Raw genomic sequence first — 20,747 nt, 5'->3', positions numbered from 1 at the left:
CCACGCCCCTGAAAAAGCAGGGGCTGCGCCCCGTGCTTTTTCAACGGCCCGCAGGGGCCGTTGCTTCTAGGGGCGCGGGGAACTGCGCGAGAAGCCCCACCGGGCCCGCACCCGGCGACGAAGCCCGCACCGGGGTCGCTAGTGGGCCGCCGACTCCCAGTCCGGGCCGTAGCCCACCGAGACGTCGAGCGGGGCCCTCAGCTGGACGGCGTTGGCCATCTCGTGGCGGAGGATCTGTTCGGTGCGGTCGCGTTCCCCGGGGGCGATCTCCAGGACGATTTCGTCGTGGACCTGGAGGAGCATGCGGGAGGCGAGACCGGCCTCGTCCATGGCGCGGCCGACGTTCAGCATGGCGATCTTGACGATGTCGGCGGCCGTGCCCTGGATGGGCGCGTTGAGAGCCATCCGCTCGGCGGCCTCGCGACGCTGGCGGTTGTCGCTGTTGAGGTCGGGGAGATAGCGGCGGCGCCCGAAGATCGTCGCCGTGTACCCCGTCGCCCGCGCCTCGTCCACGGCCCGGCGCAGATAGTCCCGTACGCCGCCGAACCGCTCGAAGTACGCGTCCATCAGGGCCCGCGCCTCGCCCGCGTCGATGTTCAGCTGCTGGGAGAGGCCGAACGCGGACAGACCGTAGGCCAGGCCGTACGACATCGCCTTGATCTTGCGGCGCATCTCGGCGTCCACGGCGGACTGCTCGACCCCGAACACCTGGGCCGCGGCCGTGGTGTGCAGGTCCTCGCCGGAGGTGAACGCCTCGATCAGGCCCGCGTCCTCGGAGAGGTGGGCCATCACGCGCAGTTCGATCTGGCTGTAGTCCGCCGTCATCAGCGACTCGAAGCCCTCGCCGACGACGAAGCCGCGACGGATGCCACGGCCCTCGTCGGTGCGGACCGGGATGTTCTGGAGGTTCGGGTCCACCGACGACAGACGGCCCGTGGCGGCGACCGTCTGGTTGAACGTGGTGTGGATACGGCCGTCCGCGGCGATCGTCTTGATCAGGCCCTCGACGGTGACGCGGAGCTTCGCCTGCTCACGGTGGCGGAGCATGATCACCGGCAGTTCGTTGTCCGTCTGGCCGGCGAGCCAGGCGAGGGCGTCCGCGTCCGTGGTGTAGCCCGTCTTCGTGCGCTTGGTCTTGGGCAGGCCCAGCTCGCCGAAGAGAACTTCCTGGAGCTGCTTGGGCGAGCCCAGGTTGAACTCGTGCCCCGCCGCCGCGTGCGCCTCCTTCACCGCCTGCTGCACGGCTCCCGCGAACATCTGCTCCATGGCCTCCAGATGGGGCCGGTCCGCCGCGATGCCGTGGCGCTCCATCCGGGCCAACAGCGCGGAGGTGGGCAGCTCCACATCGCGGAGGAGATCGGCCGCGCCGACCTCGGCCAGGCGCTCGCCGAAGGCCTCGCCCAGGTCGAGGATCGCGCGCGCCTGCACCATCAGCGCGTCGGCCTCGGCGCCCTCGTCCGCGCCGAAGGCCAGCTGGCCGTCGGCCGTGGCGGCGGGGGCCAGCTCGCGGCCCAGGTACTCCAGGGACAGCGCGTCCAGGTCGAAGGAGCGGCGGCCCGGCTTGACCAGGTACGCGGCGAGCGCGGTGTCCATACCGACGCCCTCGACGGTCCAGCCGTGCTCGGCGAAGACCCGCATCGCGGCCTTGGCGTTGTGGAACACCTTCGGCCTGGCGGCGTCGGCGAGCCAGGCCGCCCAAGCGGTCTCGTCCGTCTCGTCCAGCTGGGTCGGGTCGAACCAGCCGGCCGCTCCCCCGGCGGCGGCGAGCGCGATCTCGGCGACCGAGCCCGTGCCGAGCGCCCAGGTGTCGACCGTGGCGACACCGAGGACCTCCGTGCCGTGCTCGGTGAGCCAGGGGGCCAGCTCGCCCGAGCCGAGCACCGTGCCGTCCACCTCGACGCCCGGGGCGGGCGGCTGACCGGCGTCGGCCTCCTCGGCGCCCGGGTCGACGGCCAGCAGGCGCTCGCGCAGCGACGGGTTGCGGATCTCCAGGGTGTCCAGGACCATCGCGACGGCCGTGCGGTCGTACGCGGCGCGCTCCAGGTCGGGGACGGTCTTGGGCAGGTCGACCGTGCGCACCATCTCGGTGAGGCGGCGGTTGAGCTTGACGGCCTCCAGGTGGTCGCGGAGGTTCTGCCCGGCCTTGCCCTTGACCTCCTCGACGCGCTCGACGAGATCCGCGAACGAACCGAACTGGTTGATCCACTTCGCGGCGGTCTTCTCGCCGACGCCGGGGATGCCGGGGAGGTTGTCGGACGGGTCGCCGCGCAGGGCCGCGAAGTCCGGGTACTGGGCCGGGGTGAGGCCGTACTTCTCGAACACCTTCTCCGGGGTGAACCGGGTCAGCTCCGAGACGCCCTTCGTCGGGTAGAGCACGGTGGTGTGCTCGCTGACGAGCTGGAAGGAGTCGCGGTCGCCGGTGACGATGAGGACCTCGAAGCCCTCCGCCTCGGCCTGGGTGGCGAGGGTGGCGATGATGTCGTCGGCCTCGAAGCCGTCGACCGCGAAGCGGACGGCGTGCATCGCGTCGAGCAGCTCGCCGATCAGCTCGACCTGGCCCTTGAACTCGTCCGGGGTCTTCGAGCGGTTCGCCTTGTACTCGGTGAACTCCTCCGAACGCCAGGTCTTGCGGGAGACGTCGAACGCGACCGCGAAGTGGGTGGGGGCCTCGTCGCGCAGCGTGTTCGCCAGCATCGACGCGAAGCCGTAGATCGCGTTGGTCGGCTGGCCCGTCGCCGTCGTGAAGTTCTCCGCGGGCAGCGCGAAGAACGCGCGATAGGCCAGCGAATGCCCGTCCATGAGCATGAGCCTGGGACGGCTGCCGCCGGGGGTGCTGTCGGTCTTCTTCGATCCTGTCTCTGCCACGCACCCGATCCTGCCACGTACCACTGACACCCGGACCCCAGGTACGAGTCGAGGGCCGCCCGGGCGCCGGGGCCGATGGCCGATTCCACACCACCGGGCCCCGCCCTGAACGCCGCCGGGACGCCGCCGGGGCAGCGGTCCGGTCCGGGACGGGGTTTGTTCTGTGACGCTGGCCGTGTGCGCGGAGTTCGCGCTGCCCACGGCCAGCGTGCTGGGCCGGTCGGCCCGGCTGCGGCCGACGGCAGTCTCCGTCTCTCGCCGAGCCGAGTTCTCCGCCGCTTCCCCAGCTCGGGGCGACGGTGGTGCTCGGCGGTGCCCCTCCCACCCCCACCTCCCGACAATCCCGCCCCCGACACCCCGCCGCTCGCCCCTCCGCCCCCGGACCAGCCCTGGACCAACCCCGGCCCGGCCACGGCGGCCCTCGATCGTCGTCGGTGACACGTGCGAGGATCGGAGGCGTAGCCTCGCGCTCGGATCAGTGGACGTATGCGAATGGGGAGCAGCCATGGCCGGCAAGGCGCCGAAGAGTGATCCGGTTCAGGACGCGCCGCAGGTCGCGGAGCCGAAGCATGCCGCGGCGGGGCTCCCCGCCATCGGGCACACCCTGCGGATCGCCCAGCAGCAGATGGGCGTCAAGCGGACCGCGCTGACCCTGCTGCGGGTCAATCAGAAGGACGGCTTCGACTGCCCGGGCTGCGCCTGGCCGGAGCCGGAGCACCGGCACGCGGCGGAGTTCTGTGAGAACGGCGCGAAGGCGGTCGCCGAGGAGGCCACGCTGAGGCGTGTCACCCCGGAGTTCTTCGCCGCCCACAGCGTGGCCGATCTCGCCACGCGCAGTGGCTACTGGCTGGGACAGCAGGGGCGGCTCACCCACCCCATGTACCTCCCCGAGGGCGGCGACCGGTACGAGCCGGTGTCCTGGGAGCGTGCCTTCGACATCGTCGCCGAGGAGCTGAAGGCCCTCGCCTCCCCCGACGAGGCCCTCTTCTACACCTCCGGCCGGACCAGCAACGAGGCCGCGTTCCTGTACCAGCTCTTCGCCCGCGAGTTCGGCACGAACAACCTGCCGGACTGCTCCAACATGTGCCACGAGTCGTCGGGCTCCGCGCTCAACGAGACGATCGGCATCGGCAAGGGCAGCGTCCTGCTGGAGGACCTCTACAAGGCCGATCTGATCGTCGTCGCCGGGCAGAACCCGGGGACGAACCACCCCCGGATGCTCTCCGCCCTTGAGAAGGCCAAGGCGAACGGCGCGAAGATCATCACCGTGAACCCGCTGCCCGAGGCCGGCCTGGAGCGGTTCAAGAACCCGCAGACCCCGCAGGGCATGCTCAAGGGCGCCGCCCTCACCGATCTGTTCCTGCAGATCCGCATCGGCGGCGACCAGGCCCTGTTCCGCCTCCTCAACAAGCTGATCCTGGACACGGAGGGGGCGGTCGACGAGGAGTTCGTCCGCGAACACACCCACGGGTACGAGGAGTTCGCCGCCGCCGCCCGCGCCGCCGACTGGGACGAGACGCTCACCGCGACCGGTCTCACGCGCGAGAAGATCGACGAGGCGCTGCGCATGGTCCTCGCCTCGAAGCGGACCATCGTCTGCTGGGCCATGGGCCTCACCCAGCACAAGCACTCGGTGCCGACCATCCGCGAGGTGGTCAACTTCCTTCTGCTGCGCGGCAACATCGGCCGCCCCGGCGCCGGCGTCTGCCCGGTGCGCGGCCACTCGAACGTGCAGGGCGACCGCACGATGGGCATCTTCGAACGGCCCGCCCCGGCCTTCCTGGACGCCCTGGAGAAGGAGTTCGGCTTCGCCCCGCCCAGGGAGCACGGCTACGACGTCGTGCGCGCCATCAAGGCCATGCGCGACGACAGGGCCAAGGTGTTCTTCGCGATGGGCGGCAACTTCGTGTCGGCGTCCCCCGACACGGAGGTCACCGAGGCGGCGATGCGCCGCGCCCGGCTCACCGTGCACGTGTCGACGAAGCTGAACCGCTCGCACGCCGTCACGGGCGCGCGGGCGCTGATCCTGCCGACCCTGGGCCGCACGGAGCGCGATCTCCAGGGCGGCGGCGAGCAGTTCGTGACCGTCGAGGACTCGATGGGCATGGTGCACGCCTCACGCGGCCGCCTGGAGCCCGCGAGCGGGCAGCTGCTGTCCGAGCCCGCCATCGTGTGCCGGCTCGCCCGCCGGGTCCTCGGCGAGGACAGCCGCACCCCGTGGGAGGAGTTCGAGAAGGACTACGCGACGATCCGCGACCGCATCGCGCGCGTGGTCCCCGGTTTCCAGGACTTCAACGCGCGCGTGGCCGACCCGAACGGCTTCGCCCTCCCGCACGCCCCGCGCGACGAGCGCCGCTTCCCCACGGCCACCGGCAAGGCCAACTTCACGGCCGCGCCCGTCGAGTACCCCGAACTGCCCGAGGGCCGCCTGCTGCTGCAGACGCTGCGCTCGCACGACCAGTACAACACCACGATCTACGGCCTCGACGACCGCTACCGGGGCATCAGGAACGGCCGCCGGGTCGTCCTGGTCAACCCCGAGGACGCGCGGGCGCTGAAGCTCGCCGACGGGTCGTACGTGGATCTCGTGGGCGAGTGGAAGGACGGTGTGGAGCGCCGGGCCGACGGCTTCCGGGTCGTGCACTATCCGACGGCCCGCGGCTGCGCGGCGGCCTACTACCCGGAGACCAACGTCCTGGTCCCGCTGGACGCCACCGCCGACACCAGCAACACCCCGGCCAGCAAGTCCGTCGTCGTCCGTCTGGAACAATCGTCGACCGACTGAGCGTTTGCTCAGGAGGGGCCGGCGCCCGATTCGCCGGCGGAGCAGGCGATCGACGACGAACGGAGCCCCATGGGCGAGCAGCACCACGCGAAGTTCCCGCAAGAGGTCATCGACGAGTACGCGACCCTCGGCATCGACCTCGTCGCGATGTTCTCCGCCGGGCACCTGGGCACCCGTATGGGCGTACGGATCGTGGAGGCGTCCGCGGACCGGGTCGTCGGGACGATGCCGGTGGAGGGCAACACCCAGCCGTACGGACTGCTGCACGGCGGCGCGTCCGCCGTGCTGGCGGAGACGCTGGGGTCGGTCGGCTCCATGCTGCACGCCGGCAGCTCCAAGATCGCCGTGGGTGTGGACCTGAACTGCACACACCACCGGGGCGTACGGTCCGGGCTGGTCACCGGTGTCGCCACACCGCTGCACCGGGGGCGCTCGACGGCCACGTACGAGATCGTCGTCAGCGACGAGGCCGGCAAGCGGGTGTGCACGGCCCGGCTGACCTGTCTGCTGCGGGACGCCCCGACGGCCGACGGCCGGCCCGAGCGGACGTCGGATTGATCGGTCCGATTGATTTGCCCGGTTTGATCGGTTTGATCAGGTTGCCCCTTGCGGACGCGGGGCGGGCGAGGGTGAAGGTCGCTCCGCCCCTGGTCCCCCGGGGCGGACAGGCTCTAGCGTCGAGGCATGGGAACGGGAGGCGCCCCCTGGCCGGGGGCCGCGCTGGGGCTCGGCCTGGCGCTGCTGACCGGCGTCCTGGTCACCGGGTGCACGGGATCGGGAGCGACCGGCGGCTCAACCGGCGCGACTTCCGCCGCGACGAGCGGCTCGACGGCCGCGCGGGGCGGCGGCTCGCCGTCACCCTCGGCCACCCCGCCCGAGGAACTGTGCGCCAAGCTCGTCGCGCACTGGTCGCGGGAGACGCTGGACGGCGACACCTACGGGGACTATCAGTCCATGGGGCTGTCGAACGGGCAGTACGACATCCTGCGGGAGGTCGTGGACGCGGCACGGGCCGAGAAGAAGCGCGCGGGTTCGGCCGCGGCGGAGCGGCTGATCGACCGGCGGGCCCGCACGGGCTGCCGGGACTGGTACCGCTCGGGCGGCCCCGGCGGGAGACCCTGGCGGTGAGCGGAGTCGGCCCGGTGGAGCCGGGCGAGGGCACGCGCGCGTGGGACGCTCCGGAACCGGACACCCCACCCCGACCCGAGCCCGCGCACGGGCTGTTCGCACGGGCGTACGCCCGGCATCGCCGCGCCGTGCTCGCGGGAGCCGCGGCCGTCGTCGTCCTCGGGGGCGGCGGCTATCTGTACGCCACCCGCCCGGAGCCGGCCGCGCCACCGGAGCCGACACCGCGGGAGACGCCCTACCCCTCCCAGGCCATCGGCGTGAGCTACCTGGGCCCGGCACCCCGCTCCGCCGGGACACCGCGCGAACGCTTCGGTTTCGAACTGGAGCTGAGCGTGCTGTACGGCCCCCCGATCACGGTCGAAGGGATGACCCAGCCCTACGCGGGGCTCTCCCTACGCACGGACCCGCGCACTCCGTTCCGGATCGGGACGAAAGAACCCCGGAAGATCGCCGTCACCATGCGCGTCACGGAATGCGGGAAAGTGCCGAAGAACGCCGGACTTCCTTTCCTGGACGTAACTCTACGTAATACGCGCGCAATAGAAGCGCACAGCTTCATCTTGGGTGAGCGCTACGCACAGGACCTTTCCGACGCCCTTCAAGTCGCCTGTAGCAACGAATCCACGTCATCACCAAACGCCTGAACACTCCTGAACCTACCCGCGTCGACCCTGCACGTTCTCACCATGTGGACAGGGCGAATCGGCCTGAATTCCACACAACCACCCACTGAGTACCGCTCTGCATTACCTCGTGTCATAACAAGAGCGTCACAGCCTTGGTCAGACCCTCCTCCACGTTCCCCACACACGCTTAGAGTCACGCCCAGTCACCGCGCCAACGGAATCGAAGTCACGTCTTCGGCCCAGCGCTCGACTCGGCCGCTTCCAAACAGGAAGGGCCGCGCCAGGGAAAGGACTGACCGTGCGTCAACGTTCGCTCATCGCCATCACCGCTGCTCTGGCGGCGGGAGCACTCACACTCACCGCCTGCGGATCGCGCGACGAGGGCAACGGCGGCTCGGACACCAGCGATGGCATCAAGGTCGTCATCGGCGTCGACGCCCCGCTGACCGGTGACCTCTCCGCCATGGGCCTCGGCATCAAGAACTCCGCCGACCTCGCGGTCAAGACCGCCAACAAGCAGAAGTACGTCGAAGGCATAACCTTCGAGATCGACGCCCTCGACGACCAGGCACAGCCCTCCTCGGGCCAGCAGAACGCCGCCACCTTCGTCGCCAACAAGGACGTCCTCGGCGTCGTCGGCCCCCTGAACTCCTCGGTCGCCGAGTCCATGCAGAAGGTCTTCGAGGACGCCAAGCTCGTCGAGGTCTCCCCCGCCAACACCGGCCCCACCCTCACCCAGGGCGCCGACTGGAAGACCAAGAAGGTCCGCCCGTACAAGTCGTACTTCCGCACCGCGACCACGGACGCCATCCAGGGCCCGTTCGCCGCGCAGTACCTGTACAACAAGGCCAAGAAGACCAAGGTCTTCGTCATCGACGACAAGAAGACCTACGGCGCCGGCCTCGCCGCCACCTTCACCGACGAGTTCAAGAAGCTCGGCGGCAAGGTCGTCGGCACCGAGCACATCGACCCCGAGACCAAGGACTTCTCCGCGGTCGCCACCAAGGTCAAGTCCTCCGGCGCCGACGTCGTCTACTACGGCGGCGAATACCCGCAGGCCGGCCCGCTGACCAAGCAGATCAAGGCAGCCGGCGCCAACATCCCCGTCGCCGGCGGCGACGGCATCAACAACCCCGCCTACATGGACCTCGGCGGCGACGCCGCCACCGGCGACTTCTCCACCTCCGTCGGCGCCCCGGTCGAGGAACTCCCCTCCGCCAAGGACTTCGTCGCCAACTACAAGACCGAGGGCTACAAGGAGCCCTACGCGGCCTACGGCGGCTACTCCTACGACAGCGCCTGGGCGATCATCGAAGCCGTGAAGAAGGTCGTCGAGGACAACGACGGCAAGCTCCCCGACGACGCCCGCGCCAAGATCACCGAGGCCATGCAGAACGTCTCCTTCGACGGCGTCACCGGCAAGGTCTCCTTCGACGAATACGGCGACACGACCAACAAGCAGCTCACCGTCTACAAGGTCGAAGGCGGGGAGTGGAAGGCGGTCGAGTCCGGAACGTACACCGGCTGACCCCACCCGCACACTCATGAGCCGCGCGGGGCGCTGCACCACAGCGCCCCGCGCGGACTCGCATCCGGTCACATTCGTCGAACATCCGAAAGTCTCGGAGGACATGCGGTGAACGAACTGCCGCAGCAGCTGGTCAACGGCCTGCTACTAGGATCCATGTACGGGCTGGTCGCCATCGGCTACACGATGGTCTATGGCATCGTCCAGCTCATCAACTTCGCCCACGGTGAGATCTTCATGCTGGGCGGCTTCGGTGCCATCACGGTCTACCTGTACGTGCTGCCCGACGGCACCACCCTGTGGGTCGCGCTGCCCCTCATGCTCATCGGCGGCATCATCGTCGCCGTCCTCGCCGCAGTCGGAGCGGAACGCCTCGCCTACCGCCCCCTGCGCACCGCCCCACGCCTGGCACCCCTCATCACCGCCATCGGCCTCTCCCTCGCCCTCCAGCAAGCCGTATGGGCCTGGTACCCGGACGCCAAGGAATCCGTCAACTTCCCCCAGATCAAGGGCGGCCCCTTCGAGATCGGCAACGTCACCATCCAGACCGGTGACATCTTCCTCCTCGTCGCCGCCCCGATCAGCATGGCGGTCCTCGCCTACTTCGTCATGAAGACCCGCACCGGCCGCGGCATGCAGGCCACCGCACAGGACCCCGACACCGCCAAGCTCATGGGCATCAACACCGACCGCATCATCGTGGTCGCCTTCGCCCTCGGCGCCGCGTTCGCCGCCGTCGGAGCCGTGGCCTACGGCCTCAAGTACGGCCAGGTCCAGTTCCGCATGGGCTTCATCCTCGGCCTCAAGGCCTTCACCGCCGCCGTCCTCGGCGGCATCGGCAACATCTACGGCGCCATGCTCGGCGGCGTCGTCCTCGGCCTCGCCGAAGCCCTCTCCACCGCATACATCGCCGAAATCCCCGGCATGGAGCAGTTCGGCAGCCAGTCCTGGGCCAACGTCTGGGCGTTCGTACTCCTCATCCTCGTGCTCCTGTTCAGGCCACAGGGCCTGCTCGGCGAGCGCGTGGCGGACAGGGCGTGACACCGATGACCACAAACACCACCGCGGCCTCCGCGCCCACCGCCAAGCACGACACCACCCCCCGGGGCCTCGTCGGCATCCCCGAGAACATCGGCCGCGCCCTCGCCACCGGCGGCGGCGTCCTCGCCGTGATCTCCGCCTTCCTCTCCTGGACCTGGACCTCCGCCTTCCCCGGCAACCTCACGGTCTACGGATACCCCGGCGGCCTCCAGGTCCTCGTCCTCATCGGCGGCGCCCTCACCGCCCTGCTCGGCCTCGCCTCCTACGGCATCAAGGGCCTGCGCTGGCTCACCCCCGCCGGCGCCGACAGCGCCCTCAAAATGGCCGCACTCGGCACCTTCACCACCGCCTGGTACACCGTCCTCGCCATCAGCGTCCAGCTCGGCGGCGTCGTCAACCTGGAGCCCGGCGGCTACGTCGTCGCCGTCGCCACCCTCGCCGCCCTCCTCGGCGCACTCGCCCTGCCCTTCACACGGCCGCAGCCCGAGATCGCCGACCCCGAGGACACCGCCTGGGAACAATTCCAACTCGGCATCCGCAACAACTGGTCCGTCGTCAAGGCCTGCTTCGCCGGCGGCACCGCCACCCCGGCCCGCCAGCTCCCCGCCTACGCCGAGATCCTCGTCATCGTCGCGGCACTCAGCCTCGGTCTGATCGTCTTCACCTACGGCATCGGCACCGAATACGACGAACTCTTCGTCGGCTTCCTCATCACCGCCGGCTTCGGCTTCGCCGCCCTCTCCAAGGCCGGCCTCGCCGCACGAGTCTCCGCACTCACGGCCAAGCACCGCACCGTCACCATGATCGGCGCATTCGTCGCGGCCGCCGCGTTCCCCTTCACCCAGTCCGACGACCGCTACGCGACCATCGGCGTCTACATCCTGATCTTCGCCACCGTCGCCCTCGGCCTCAACATCGTCGTCGGCCTCGCCGGCCTCCTCGACCTCGGATACGTCGCCTTCCTCGGCGTCGGCGCCTACACCGCGGCCATGGTCTCCGGCTCCCCCTCCTCACCCTTCGACATCCACCTGCCGTTCTGGGCCAGCGCCATCCTCGGCGCCGTCGTCGCCATGATCTTCGGCGTCATCATCGGCGCCCCCACCCTCCGACTGCGCGGCGACTACCTCGCCATCGTCACCCTCGGCTTCGGTGAGATCTTCCGCCTCGCCGTCCTCAACATGGACGGCACCTCCGGACCCGACATCACCAACGGCTCCAACGGCATCTCCTCGATCCCGAACCTCAACATCCTCGGGTTCGACTTCGGCCAGGAACACACCATCGCCGGATTCACCATCGCCCGGTTCGCCAACTACTTCTTCCTGATGCTCCTCATCACGTTCGTGGTCGTGGTGGTCTTCCGACGCAGCAGCGACTCCCGCATCGGCCGCGCCTGGATCGCCATCCGCGAGGACGAGACAGCCGCACTGGCGATGGGCATCAACGGCTTCCGCGTCAAGCTGATCGCCTTCGCGCTCGGCGCCGCACTCGCGGGCCTCGCCGGCACCGTCCAGGCGCACGTCACCTACACCGTGACACCCGAGCAGTACCAGTTCGCCCACGTCGTCCCGCCGAACTCCGCGTTCCTCCTGGCGGCCGTCGTCCTCGGCGGCATGGGCACCATCAGCGGCCCCCTCGTCGGCGCCGCACTGCTCTACCTCATCCCCGCCAAGCTCCAGTTCCTCGGCGACCTCCAGCTCTTCGCCTTCGGACTCGCGCTCGTGCTGCTCATGCGCTTCCGCCCGGAAGGCCTCATCCCCAACCGGCGCCGCCAGCTCGAATTCCACGAAGAGGCCGAAGCACCCACAGTCCTCAGCAAGGCAGGGGCCTGACCCATGACCACCGACACCACCACCAAGGACACCACCCCCGGCGCAACCCCCGCCGAGACCGTCCTCGACGCCCGCGGCGTCACCATGCGCTTCGGCGGCCTCACCGCCGTACGCAACGTCAACCTCACCGTCAACAGCGGCGAGATCGTCGGCCTCATCGGCCCCAACGGCGCCGGCAAGACCACCTTCTTCAACTGCCTCACCGGCCTCTACATCCCCACCGAGGGCGAAGTCCGCTACAAGGGCCAAGTCCTCCCGCCCAAATCCTTCAAGGTCACCGCGGCAGGCATCGCCCGCACCTTCCAGAACATCCGTCTCTTCGCCAACATGACGGTCCTGGAAAACGTCCTCGTCGGACGCCACACCCGCACCAAGGAAGGCCTCTGGTCCGCCCTCCTGCGCGGCCCCGGCTTCCACAAGGCCGAAAAGGCCTCCCGCGAACGCGCCATGGAACTCCTCGAGTTCGTCGGCCTCGACGCCAAAGCCGAACACCTCGCCCGCAACCTCCCCTACGGCGAACAGCGCAAGCTGGAAATCGCCCGAGCACTCGCGAGCGAGCCCGGCCTGCTCCTCCTCGACGAGCCCACCGCCGGCATGAACCCCCAGGAGACGCGAACGACCGAAGAACTGGTCTTCGCCATCCGCGACAAGGGCATCGCCGTCCTCGTCATCGAGCACGACATGCGGTTCATCTTCAACCTCTGCGACCGCGTCGCCGTCCTCGTCCAAGGCGAAAAACTCGTCGAGGGCGACAGCGCCACCGTGCAGGGCGACGAACGCGTCGTCGCCGCCTACCTCGGCGAACCCTTCGAAGACGCACCCGGCCAGGACGAGGTCGCCGAAGTCGAAGCCGCCGAAGCGAACGCCGAGCCCACAAAGGACACCGCGCCCGGCAAGGAGAACGACCGATGACCGCACTCCTCGAAGTCGACGACCTCCGAGTCGCCTACGGCAAGATCGAAGCCGTCAAGGGCATCTCCTTCAAGGTCGACGCCGGCGAAGTCGTCACCCTCATCGGCACCAACGGCGCCGGCAAGACCACCACCCTGCGCACCCTGTCAGGACTGCTCAAGCCGGCCGGCGGCCAGATCAAGTTCAACGGCAAGTCACTGAAGAAAGTCCCCGCACACGACATCGTCTCGCTCGGACTCGCCCACTCCCCCGAGGGGCGGCACATCTTCCCGCGCATGACCATCGAGGACAACCTCCGCCTCGGCGCCTTCCTGCGCAACGACAAGCCCGGCATCGAAAAAGACATCCAACGCGCCTACGACCTCTTCCCCATCCTCGGAGAACGCCGTAAGCAAGCCGCGGGCACCCTGTCCGGCGGCGAGCAGCAGATGCTCGCCATGGGCCGCGCCCTGATGTCCCAACCGAAACTGCTCATGCTCGACGAGCCCTCCATGGGCCTCTCCCCGATCATGATGCAGAAGATCATGGCCACCATCGCCGAACTCAAATCCCAAGGCACCACGATCCTGCTCGTCGAACAGAACGCCCAAGCCGCGCTCTCCCTCGCCGACCAGGGTCACGTCATGGAGATCGGCAAGATCGTCCTCTCCGGGACGGGCTCCGACCTGCTCCACGACGAGTCCGTCCGCAAGGCCTACCTCGGCGAGGACTAGCCTCCGACCCACCCACAACGAGGCCCGCACCCCCTTTCAGGTAGGGAGTGCGGGCCTCGTCGTATACGCGAACGTACGAACGTGCTACATGGCGGGGATCAGCCCTTCGCGGCCTTCTTCTCGTCGGCATCCAGAATGACCGCCTCGGCCACCTGCTGCATCGACATCCGACGATCCATCGACGTCTTCTGGATCCACCGGAACGCCGCCGGCTCCGTCAACCCGTACTCCGTCTGCAGAATCGACTTCGCACGGTCCACCAGCTTGCGAGTCTCCAGCCGGAGCGTGAGGTCGGCGACCTCCTTCTCCAACTCCTTCAACTCCGTGAACCGCGACACGGCCATCTCGATCGCCGGCACGACATCACTCTTACTGAACGGCTTCACCAGATACGCCATCGCACCGGCATCCCGGGCACGCTCGACAAGGTCACGCTGCGAGAAAGCGGTCAGCATCAGCACGGGCGCGATGCGCTCCTCGGCGATCTTCTCCGCCGCCGAGATGCCATCCATCTTCGGCATCTTCACATCGAGAATCACGAGGTCCGGCCGGTGCTCCCGGGCCAGCTCGATGGCCTGCTCCCCATCACCGGCCTCACCCACGACGGAGTAGCCCTCCTCTTCGAGCATCTCCTTCAGATCAAGGCGGATCAGCGCCTCGTCCTCGGCGATGACGACACGGGTCGTCAGCGGAGGCACGTGCGACTTGTCGTCGTCGGCGACGGGCTGGGGCGACTCGGGGGCGGTCACGGGGGCTCCTCGTTCAGGGCAGGGGTACTGCTGGTAGCAGGGTACCTAGCTGCGGCGCAGCACGGTGAACCGGTACACTCTCCGAAGCACCAGCCGGGTTGGTGGAACGGTATACACGGAGGTCTCAAACACCTCTGCCCGTGAGGGCTTGCGGGTTCGAGTCCCGCACCCGGTACCTGTCGAAAAGCGGATGTCCACGTTCTCGTGAACATCCGCTTTTTGCTGCACGCGGTCGCGATCAGTGACACAGAGTGGTCGCATGAACTTCCATGGCACTGAAGTGCGACAGAAAGCCCTCACGTTGCTGCGCGGCGGCGCGAGGAACGCAGAGGTTGCCCGCAAGCTCAACGTTCCGCTCGGGACCGTCGGCTATTGGAAGCACCGCGATCTAGCGCAGCGCGGCGAATGCCCCGGCCGCCACAGTCCACCCTGCCCTCGGTGCGACGGACGAGAGCTCGACGAACCGGCGTACAGCTATCTACTCGGGCTTTACCTCGGCGACGGGCATATCAGCCACTACTCCCAGCATCGCGTGCCCAACCTCATGGTCACGTGCGCCGACTCGTGGCCCGGCCTCATCGACGACTGTGAGCAGGCCATGCGCGCTGTGTTTCCCGGAAACGCCGTCTGTCGCGTCCGTAAGATCGGCTGCCATAACGTGAAGGTCTACTCGAAACACCTGCACTGTCTGTTCCCCCAGCACGGCCCGGGCAGGAAGCACGAGCGCCGCATCGCCCTCGAACCCTGGCAGCAGGAGATCGTCGACGCCCGCCCTTGGAAGTTCCTCCGCGGCCTCATTCACTCCGACGGCTGCCGCATCACCAACTGGACGACTCGCCTCGTCGGCGGTGAACGCAAGCGCTACGAGTACCCGCGCTACTTCTTCACCAACAAGTCCGACGACATCCGGCAGCTCTACACCGACACCCTCGACAAACTCGGCATCGACTGGACGCACTGCACTCGCGCCGGCAACCCGTACAACATCTCCGTCGCCAAGAAGGCCTCCGTCGCCCTCCTCGACACCCACGTAGGCCCGAAGTACTAACCCCTACTTCGGACTGTCGTCCTCCCCAATGTGATGCACGCGCACCATGTTCGTGAAGCCCGCCACCCCCGGAGGTGAGCCGGCCGTGATCACGACCACGTCGCCCTTCTTGCAACGGCCGTACTTGAGCAGTAGCTCATCCACCTGGTCGACCATCGCGTCCGTGGAGTCGACGCTCGGGCCGAGGAAGGTCTCCACGCCCCACGTCAGGCTCAGCTGCGAGCGGGTCGCCGGGTCCGGGGTGAAGGCCAGGAGTGGGATGGGCGAGCGGTAGCGGGAGAGGCGGCGGGCCGTGTCGCCGGATTGGCTGAAGGCGACCAGGAACTTGGCGTCGAGGAAGTCGCCGATCTCGGCTGCGGCGCGGGCCATGGCGCCGCCCTGGGTGCGGGGTTTGTTGTGCTCGGTGAGGGGCGGGAGGCCTTTCGCCAGCATCTCCGATTCCGACGCCGCCACGATGCGGCTCATCGTGCGGACCGTCTCCACCGCGTATTTGCCGACGCTGGTCTCGCCGGACAGCATCACCGCGTCCGTGCCGTCGAGGACCGCGTTGGCGACGTCGCTGACCTCGGCGCGGGTGGGCCGGGAGTTATTGATCATCGAGTCGAGCATCTGGGTGGCGACGATGACCGGTTTGGCGTTGCGCTTGGCGAGCTTGACCGTGCGTTTCTGAACGAGGGGGACCTGTTCGAGGGGCATCTCGACGCCGAGGTCGCCGCGGGCGACCATGATGCCGTCGAAGGCGGCGACGATCTCGTCGATGGTGTCGACGGCCTGTGGTTTCTCGATCTTGGCGATGACGGGGAGCCGCCGGCCCTCCTCGTCCATGATGCGGTGGACGTCCTCGATGTCGCGGCCGGAGCGGACGAAGGACAGGGCGATGATGTCGAAGCCGGTGCGGAGTGCCCAGCGGAGGTCTTCCTTGTCTTTCTCCGACAGTGCGGGGACCGAGACGGCGACTCCGGGCAGGTTCAGTCCCTTGTGGTCGGAGACCACGCCCCCTTCGATGACCTTCGTACGGACGTGGGGGCCGTCCACCGCCATGACTTCGAGGGTGACCTTGCCGTCGTCGACGAGGATGTGGTCGCCGGGGCTGACGTCGGCGGCCAGGCCGTCGTATGTCGTGCCGCAGATCTCGCTGTCGCCTTCGACGCCTTCCTCCACGCTGATGGTGAAGGTGTCGTCGCGTTCAAGGAGTACGGGGCCTTCGGTGAAGCGGCCGAGGCGGATCTTCGGGCCTTGAAGGTCGGCGAGGGTGCCGACGCTGCGGCCGGTCTCGTCGGCGGCCTTGCGGACGTGCTGGTAGCGCTCGTCGTGTTCGGCGTGGCCGCCGTGGCTGAGGTTGAAGCGGGCGATGTCCATGCCGGCCTCGACCAGGGCCTTGATCTGGTCGTACGAGTCGGTGGCGGGCCCGAGGGTGCAGACGATCTTTGCTCGGCGCATGTTTTCGAGCCTATGGCTTACCCGCCGGTAGTGATTTGGCGGGGCGTGACTACTCAACGGCCGTCATGTGAAGGGTAATTGACAAGTAATCACCAAGAGCTGAAGGAGCGCCCGGGTCGGTCGTCGGCCGGGCGCGCCCCGGTGTCGGGTCACAGTCGGGGTGGCCGCATGGTGAAGCGGGCGTTGACCTGTGCGTAGACGCTCTGGCGTTGGGGTTCGAGGTCGAGGGGGGCGGCGGTGTCCTCGACTGCGGCGGCCATGGAGCGCATACGGCTGCCGGCGGCCGCGTGGTGGAGGGGCTGCGGGGCTTCCGCGTCGATGTCGGCGAGTTCGACGAGGGCGGCGAGGGTGGTGCCCAGGGCTTCGGCGTACTCCTTGGCGCGTTGTACGGCTTCGTGTACGGCTTGTTGGCGGGCTTGTTTGTGGGCGGGTGAGTCGGGGCGGAGGGACCACCAGGGGCCGTCGACGCGGGTGAGGTCGAGGTCGGCGAGGCGGGTGGTGAGTTCGCCGAGTGCGGTGAAGTCGGTGAGTTCGGCGGTGATGTGGACGCGGCCGTGGTAGGCGTGGATGCGTTCGCCGCGTCCCTTCTCCTTGAGTTCGGGGGTGAGGGAGAGGGCGCCGGTTTCGAGTCGTTCGACGGCTTGGCCGTAGGTTTTGATGAGGTCGAGGACGGTGGTGTTGCGGCGGGTGAGGTCGTCGAGGGCGGTGCGGCGGTCTTTACCTCGGGCGAGGACGGTGACGTCGATGCGGGCCAGGTCGGGGTCGCATTCGAGGTGGGCTTCGCCGTGGACGGCGATGCGGGGTGCGTCGGGGGTGCCGTAGGGGGCGGCGGTGGGTGGGGCTGCCTCTGGGCTGGTGGTCATACGTCCCACTCTGTCACCGGTGGCCTGGTCGTGGACCTTGCAGGTCACCAGATCGAAACCTGTGGGGTCTGTTGTGGTGGGGGCGGTTCGGGTCAGAATCTACGCGCGTTGTAGTGCGGGTCCTGTGTTGTTCGGTTCCGTTGTCTACGCGCGTCGAGTCGCGTTCGTCCGTTCCCCCGAGGAGTGCCCCGTTATGCCCTTGAACCGTCGGAAGTTCCTGAAGAAGTCGGCCGTGACAGGTGCGGGAGTGGCCGTCGCCGGTGCGGCCGTGGCTCCGAGCGCGCAGGCGGCCACGGTGTCGGGGAGCGGGAAGAAGGCCCCGGCCCCGAAGCGGTACGCGTTCACCGTGATGGGGACGACGGACCTGCATGGCAATGTCTTCAACTGGGACTACTTCACGGACAAGGAGTTCGACGACAAGGCGCACAACGACGTCGGTCTCGCCAAGGTCTCCACGCTGGTGGACCGGATCCGTAAGGAGAAGGGGCGCCGGAACACGTTGTTGATCGACGCCGGTGACACCATCCAGGGCACGCAGTTGTCGTACTACTACGCGAAGGTGGACCCGATCACCGCCAAGGGTGGTCCGGTGCATCCGATGGCGCAGGCGATGAACGCGATGGAGTATGACGCGGCGGCGCTGGGCAACCACGAGTTCAACTACGGCATTCCGGTGCTGCGGAAGTTCCAGGAGCAGTGTCGTTTCCCGCTGTTGGGCGCCAACGCGCTGGACGCCAAGACGCTTCGTCCCGCGTTTCCGCCGTACAGCATGCATCGGCTGCGTACGCCGTACGGGCGTGATGTGAAGGTGGCGGTGCTCGGGCTGACGAACCCGGGTATCGCGATCTGGGACAAGGCGAATGTGCAGGGGAAGATGACGTTCCCGGGGCTGGAGGAGCAGGCGGCGAAGTGGGTGCCGAGGCTGCGGTCGATGGGGGCGGATGTCGTCATCGTGTCGGCGCACAGCGGGTCTTCGGGGACGTCGTCGTACGGTGATCAGCTGCCGTACATCGAGAACGCGGCGGGACTTGTCGCGGAGCAGGTGCCGGGGATCGACGCGATTCTGGTGGGGCACGCGCACACGGAGATTCCGGAGTACTTCGTCACCAACAAGGAGACCGGTAAGCAGGTCGTGCTGTCGGAGCCGTTGAAGTGGGGGCAGCGGCTGACGTTGTTCGACTTCGAGCTGGTGTGGAGCAAGGGCTGCTGGAAGGTCGAGAAGGTCGCGGCGCAGGTTCTGAACTCCAACACGGTGGAGGAGGACCCGAAGATCGTGAAGATGCTGGGTGACGAGCACGAGAAGGTCGTGGCGTACGTCAACCAGGTCATCGGTACGAACGCGGCCGAGATGACGTCGGTGGAGGCGCCGTACAAGGATGTGGCGATCATCGATCTGATCAACCACATCCAGGCGGACACGGTGAGGCAGGCGCTGGCCTCGGGTGAGTACGGGTCGTTGCCGGTGCTGTCGCAGGCCGCGGCGTTCTCGCGGAGCGCGGTGATCCCGGCGGGGAACGTCACCATCCGCGATGTCGCCGGTCTGTATGTCTTCGAGAACACGCTGGAGGCGCGTCTGATGACGGGTGCGCAGATGAAGGCGTATCTGGAGTATTCGGCGAACTATTTCGTGCAGACGGCGGCGGACGCGGTGGTGGATCCGGCGAAGCTGACGAACGCGAACGGGACGCCGGACTACAACTACGACGCGGTGAGCGGTCTGTCGTACGAGATCGACATCGCGAAGCCGGCGGGGTCGCGGATCACGAACGTCCGGTTCGAGGGTGAGGTGCTCGCGGACGATCGGAAGTTCGTGTTCGCGGTGAACAACTACCGGGCCAACGGCGGTGGCAATTTCCCGCATGTGGCCGCGGCCCAGTTGTTGTGGTCGAACTCGGACGAGATCCGTAACACGATGATCGCGTGGGTGAAGGCGAAGGGGTCGATCGATCCGGCGGCGTTCGCGTCGGTGGACTGGAAGCTGACGCGGAACGGTACGCCGGTCTTCTAGAGATTGAGGAGTGAGAGGTCGACGGCGTCGGCGATGGCTTTGGCGCCGGCGTCGTTGACGTGGAGGCCGTCGCCGCTGTTGTGGTCGTCGCGGATCCTGGTGGGGTGGTCGGGGTCCGCGACGGCGGCGGCGATGTCGATGACGGCGTCGAAGGGGTGGGTGTCGCCGAGGAGCCAGGTGTTGACCTCGGCGCGTACGGCTTGGCCCTCGTCGGTGTCGTAGCCGGGGTAGACGGTGCCGGCGTAGGGGCCGAGGGTGGTGCCGATGACGGTGAGGCCGGCGGTGTGGAGGCGGTCGGCGAGGGTGGTCAGGCCGGTGATGAGGTCGGCGGCCGTGGGGAGTTTGGCGGGTTCGGGGAAGGCGATGGCGCCGGGCAGGCCGAGGTCGTTGAGGCCGGTGTGGATGATGACGTGGCTGGCGCCGGGGATGTCGAGGACGTCCCGTTCCACTCGGGAGAGCAGGTGGGCGCCGATCTCGTCGGTGAGGAGTCGGTTGCCGGAGATGCCGGTGGCGACGATCCAGCCGTTGGTGAGGCGGCGGTCGAGCTGGGCGGGGAAGCTGTGGCCGGTGCCGGGGGTGGTGGCCATGCCCTCGATCCAGGAGTCCCCGAAGGCGACGGCGATGCGGGTGTTCTCGGGGGCGAGGACGTCGATGCCGGTGATGAAGTGGCCGGTGATGAGTTCGTCGGACTCGTCGAGGGATGCGGCGGTGAGTTGGTTGCCGGGGACGGCGTGGCCGATGTCGTAGGGGATGGCGGAGTGGGTGGTGAGGCCGGTGTCGCCGGGGAGGTAGAGGCTGAGGGCGAGTTCTTCGCCCGCGGTGACGGGGCCTTCGACGGGGTCGCTGATGATGTCTTCGCCGGGTGGGACGGTGGCGGTTTCGGCGCCGGCGAAGAGGAGGGTGACGTCGGTGGTGGGGTCGATGGTGCTGCCTTCGGTGCGGCGGGCGAGGTGGGCGCCGCCGATCTCCAGTGGGGTGTGGCCGTAGCGGTTGCTGAGGTGGACGCGTAGTGCGTCGCCGCCGCCTGCGGGGCGGAGGGTCTGGCGTACGGTCTGGTCGGTGAAGGCGCGGACCTCGAAGAGTTTGAAGGCTTCGTGGGGGTCGATGACGGCGGAGCGGTGGGCGGCGATCCAGGTCGTGCCTGTGCGGGTGCTGGTCATGGCCGAAAGGTAGGCATCTTTCTTGCAGCCGTCACCACTCCTGCCCTAC

16 protein-coding genes and 1 tRNA gene are annotated in these 20,747 nt (G+C 68.3%); 12 read left to right on the top strand and 5 right to left on the bottom strand.

Annotated elements, in window-relative coordinates:
- Nucleotides 1–138: 138 nt before the first annotated feature.
- On the bottom strand, nucleotides 139–2,865 hold the full coding sequence (gene polA / locus ABT147_RS39670; protein ID WP_351415720.1) for a DNA polymerase I: 2,727 nt from the start codon (nucleotides 2,863–2,865) through the stop codon (nucleotides 139–141).
- 505 nt (nucleotides 2,866–3,370) lie between these two features.
- Between polA and ABT147_RS39665 the strand changes: the two genes are divergently transcribed.
- The 9 genes from ABT147_RS39665 (at nucleotide 3,371) to ABT147_RS39625 (ending at nucleotide 13,430) form a co-directional block, all read left to right on the top strand.
- Nucleotides 3,371–5,650: an FdhF/YdeP family oxidoreductase gene (locus ABT147_RS39665; RefSeq protein ID WP_351415717.1), complete on the top strand. Its 2,280-nt coding sequence runs from the start codon at nucleotides 3,371–3,373 to the stop codon at nucleotides 5,648–5,650.
- 69 nt (nucleotides 5,651–5,719) lie between these two features.
- Nucleotides 5,720–6,208: a PaaI family thioesterase gene (locus ABT147_RS39660; RefSeq protein WP_351415715.1), complete on the top strand. Its 489-nt coding sequence runs from the start codon at nucleotides 5,720–5,722 to the stop codon at nucleotides 6,206–6,208.
- A 126-nt stretch (nucleotides 6,209–6,334) separates the two neighbouring features.
- The gene (locus ABT147_RS39655; protein ID WP_351415712.1) at nucleotides 6,335–6,778 is read left to right on the top strand and encodes a hypothetical protein; all 444 of its coding nucleotides are present in this window, start codon (nucleotides 6,335–6,337) and stop codon (nucleotides 6,776–6,778) included.
- On the top strand, nucleotides 6,775–7,422 hold the full coding sequence (locus tag ABT147_RS39650; RefSeq protein ID WP_351415710.1) for a Tat pathway signal sequence domain protein: 648 nt from the start codon (nucleotides 6,775–6,777) through the stop codon (nucleotides 7,420–7,422). The genes ABT147_RS39655 and ABT147_RS39650 overlap by 4 nt, the downstream gene beginning before the upstream one ends.
- A gap of 280 nt (nucleotides 7,423–7,702) precedes the next feature.
- The gene (locus ABT147_RS39645; protein ID WP_351415708.1) at nucleotides 7,703–8,932 is read left to right on the top strand and encodes a branched-chain amino acid ABC transporter substrate-binding protein; all 1,230 of its coding nucleotides are present in this window, start codon (nucleotides 7,703–7,705) and stop codon (nucleotides 8,930–8,932) included.
- Between the two features lie 108 nt (nucleotides 8,933–9,040).
- A complete protein-coding gene (locus ABT147_RS39640; protein WP_351415705.1) occupies nucleotides 9,041–9,973 on the top strand; it encodes a branched-chain amino acid ABC transporter permease in 933 nt (310 codons plus the stop codon).
- Nucleotides 9,974–9,978: 5 nt separating this feature from the next.
- Nucleotides 9,979–11,805 (top strand): branched-chain amino acid ABC transporter permease, encoded by a 1,827-nt coding sequence (locus tag ABT147_RS39635; RefSeq protein ID WP_351415703.1) that lies wholly within the window; start codon nucleotides 9,979–9,981, stop codon nucleotides 11,803–11,805.
- Nucleotides 11,806–11,808: 3 nt separating this feature from the next.
- Nucleotides 11,809–12,717 carry an ABC transporter ATP-binding protein gene (locus tag ABT147_RS39630; protein ID WP_351415701.1) on the top strand — a complete coding sequence of 303 codons (909 nt, stop codon included), beginning with the start codon at nucleotides 11,809–11,811 and terminating at the stop codon, nucleotides 12,715–12,717.
- A complete protein-coding gene (locus ABT147_RS39625) occupies nucleotides 12,714–13,430 on the top strand; it encodes an ABC transporter ATP-binding protein (RefSeq protein ID WP_351415699.1) in 717 nt (238 codons plus the stop codon). Before ABT147_RS39630 ends, ABT147_RS39625 begins: the two co-directional genes overlap by 4 nt.
- Nucleotides 13,431–13,528: 98 nt before the next feature.
- On the opposite strand, the gene ABT147_RS39620 is transcribed toward ABT147_RS39625, so the two are convergent.
- Nucleotides 13,529–14,179: an ANTAR domain-containing response regulator gene (locus tag ABT147_RS39620; protein ID WP_351415696.1), complete on the bottom strand. Its 651-nt coding sequence runs from the start codon at nucleotides 14,177–14,179 to the stop codon at nucleotides 13,529–13,531.
- A 92-nt stretch (nucleotides 14,180–14,271) separates the two neighbouring features.
- Here ABT147_RS39620 and ABT147_RS39615 point away from each other — a divergent pair.
- A tRNA-Leu gene (locus ABT147_RS39615) sits at nucleotides 14,272–14,354 on the top strand.
- A gap of 84 nt (nucleotides 14,355–14,438) precedes the next feature.
- Nucleotides 14,439–15,227: a helix-turn-helix domain-containing protein gene (locus tag ABT147_RS39610; RefSeq protein WP_351415694.1), complete on the top strand. Its 789-nt coding sequence runs from the start codon at nucleotides 14,439–14,441 to the stop codon at nucleotides 15,225–15,227.
- Between the two features lie 3 nt (nucleotides 15,228–15,230).
- Here the strand turns inward: ABT147_RS39610 and pyk are convergent, their stop codons facing one another.
- Both pyk and ABT147_RS39600 read right to left on the bottom strand, forming a co-directional pair.
- Nucleotides 15,231–16,667, bottom strand: a complete 1,437-nt coding sequence (pyk, locus tag ABT147_RS39605) for a pyruvate kinase (RefSeq protein WP_351415691.1) — start codon at nucleotides 16,665–16,667, stop codon at nucleotides 15,231–15,233.
- 149 nt (nucleotides 16,668–16,816) lie between these two features.
- Entirely contained in the window at nucleotides 16,817–17,530 is a 714-nt protein-coding gene (locus ABT147_RS39600; RefSeq protein WP_351415689.1) for an SIMPL domain-containing protein, read from the bottom strand.
- Between the two features lie 193 nt (nucleotides 17,531–17,723).
- On the opposite strand from ABT147_RS39600, the gene ABT147_RS39595 reads away from it, so the two are divergent.
- The gene (locus ABT147_RS39595; RefSeq protein WP_351415687.1) at nucleotides 17,724–19,538 is read left to right on the top strand and encodes a bifunctional metallophosphatase/5'-nucleotidase; all 1,815 of its coding nucleotides are present in this window, start codon (nucleotides 17,724–17,726) and stop codon (nucleotides 19,536–19,538) included.
- Here the strand turns inward: ABT147_RS39595 and ABT147_RS39590 are convergent.
- Entirely contained in the window at nucleotides 19,535–20,698 is a 1,164-nt protein-coding gene (locus ABT147_RS39590; protein WP_351415684.1) for a GDSL-type esterase/lipase family protein, read from the bottom strand. The two genes, ABT147_RS39595 and ABT147_RS39590, sit on opposite strands and share 4 nt — an antisense overlap.
- Nucleotides 20,699–20,747: the final 49 nt, after the last annotated feature.

Source organism: Streptomyces sp. NPDC001868 (assembly GCF_040297125.1).
In the GTDB taxonomy this organism is placed as follows: Bacteria; Actinomycetota; Actinomycetes; order Streptomycetales; family Streptomycetaceae; genus Streptomyces.
The sequence above is the reverse complement of the archived record's forward strand: the minus strand, read 5'-3'. Positions and strand labels throughout refer to the sequence as shown.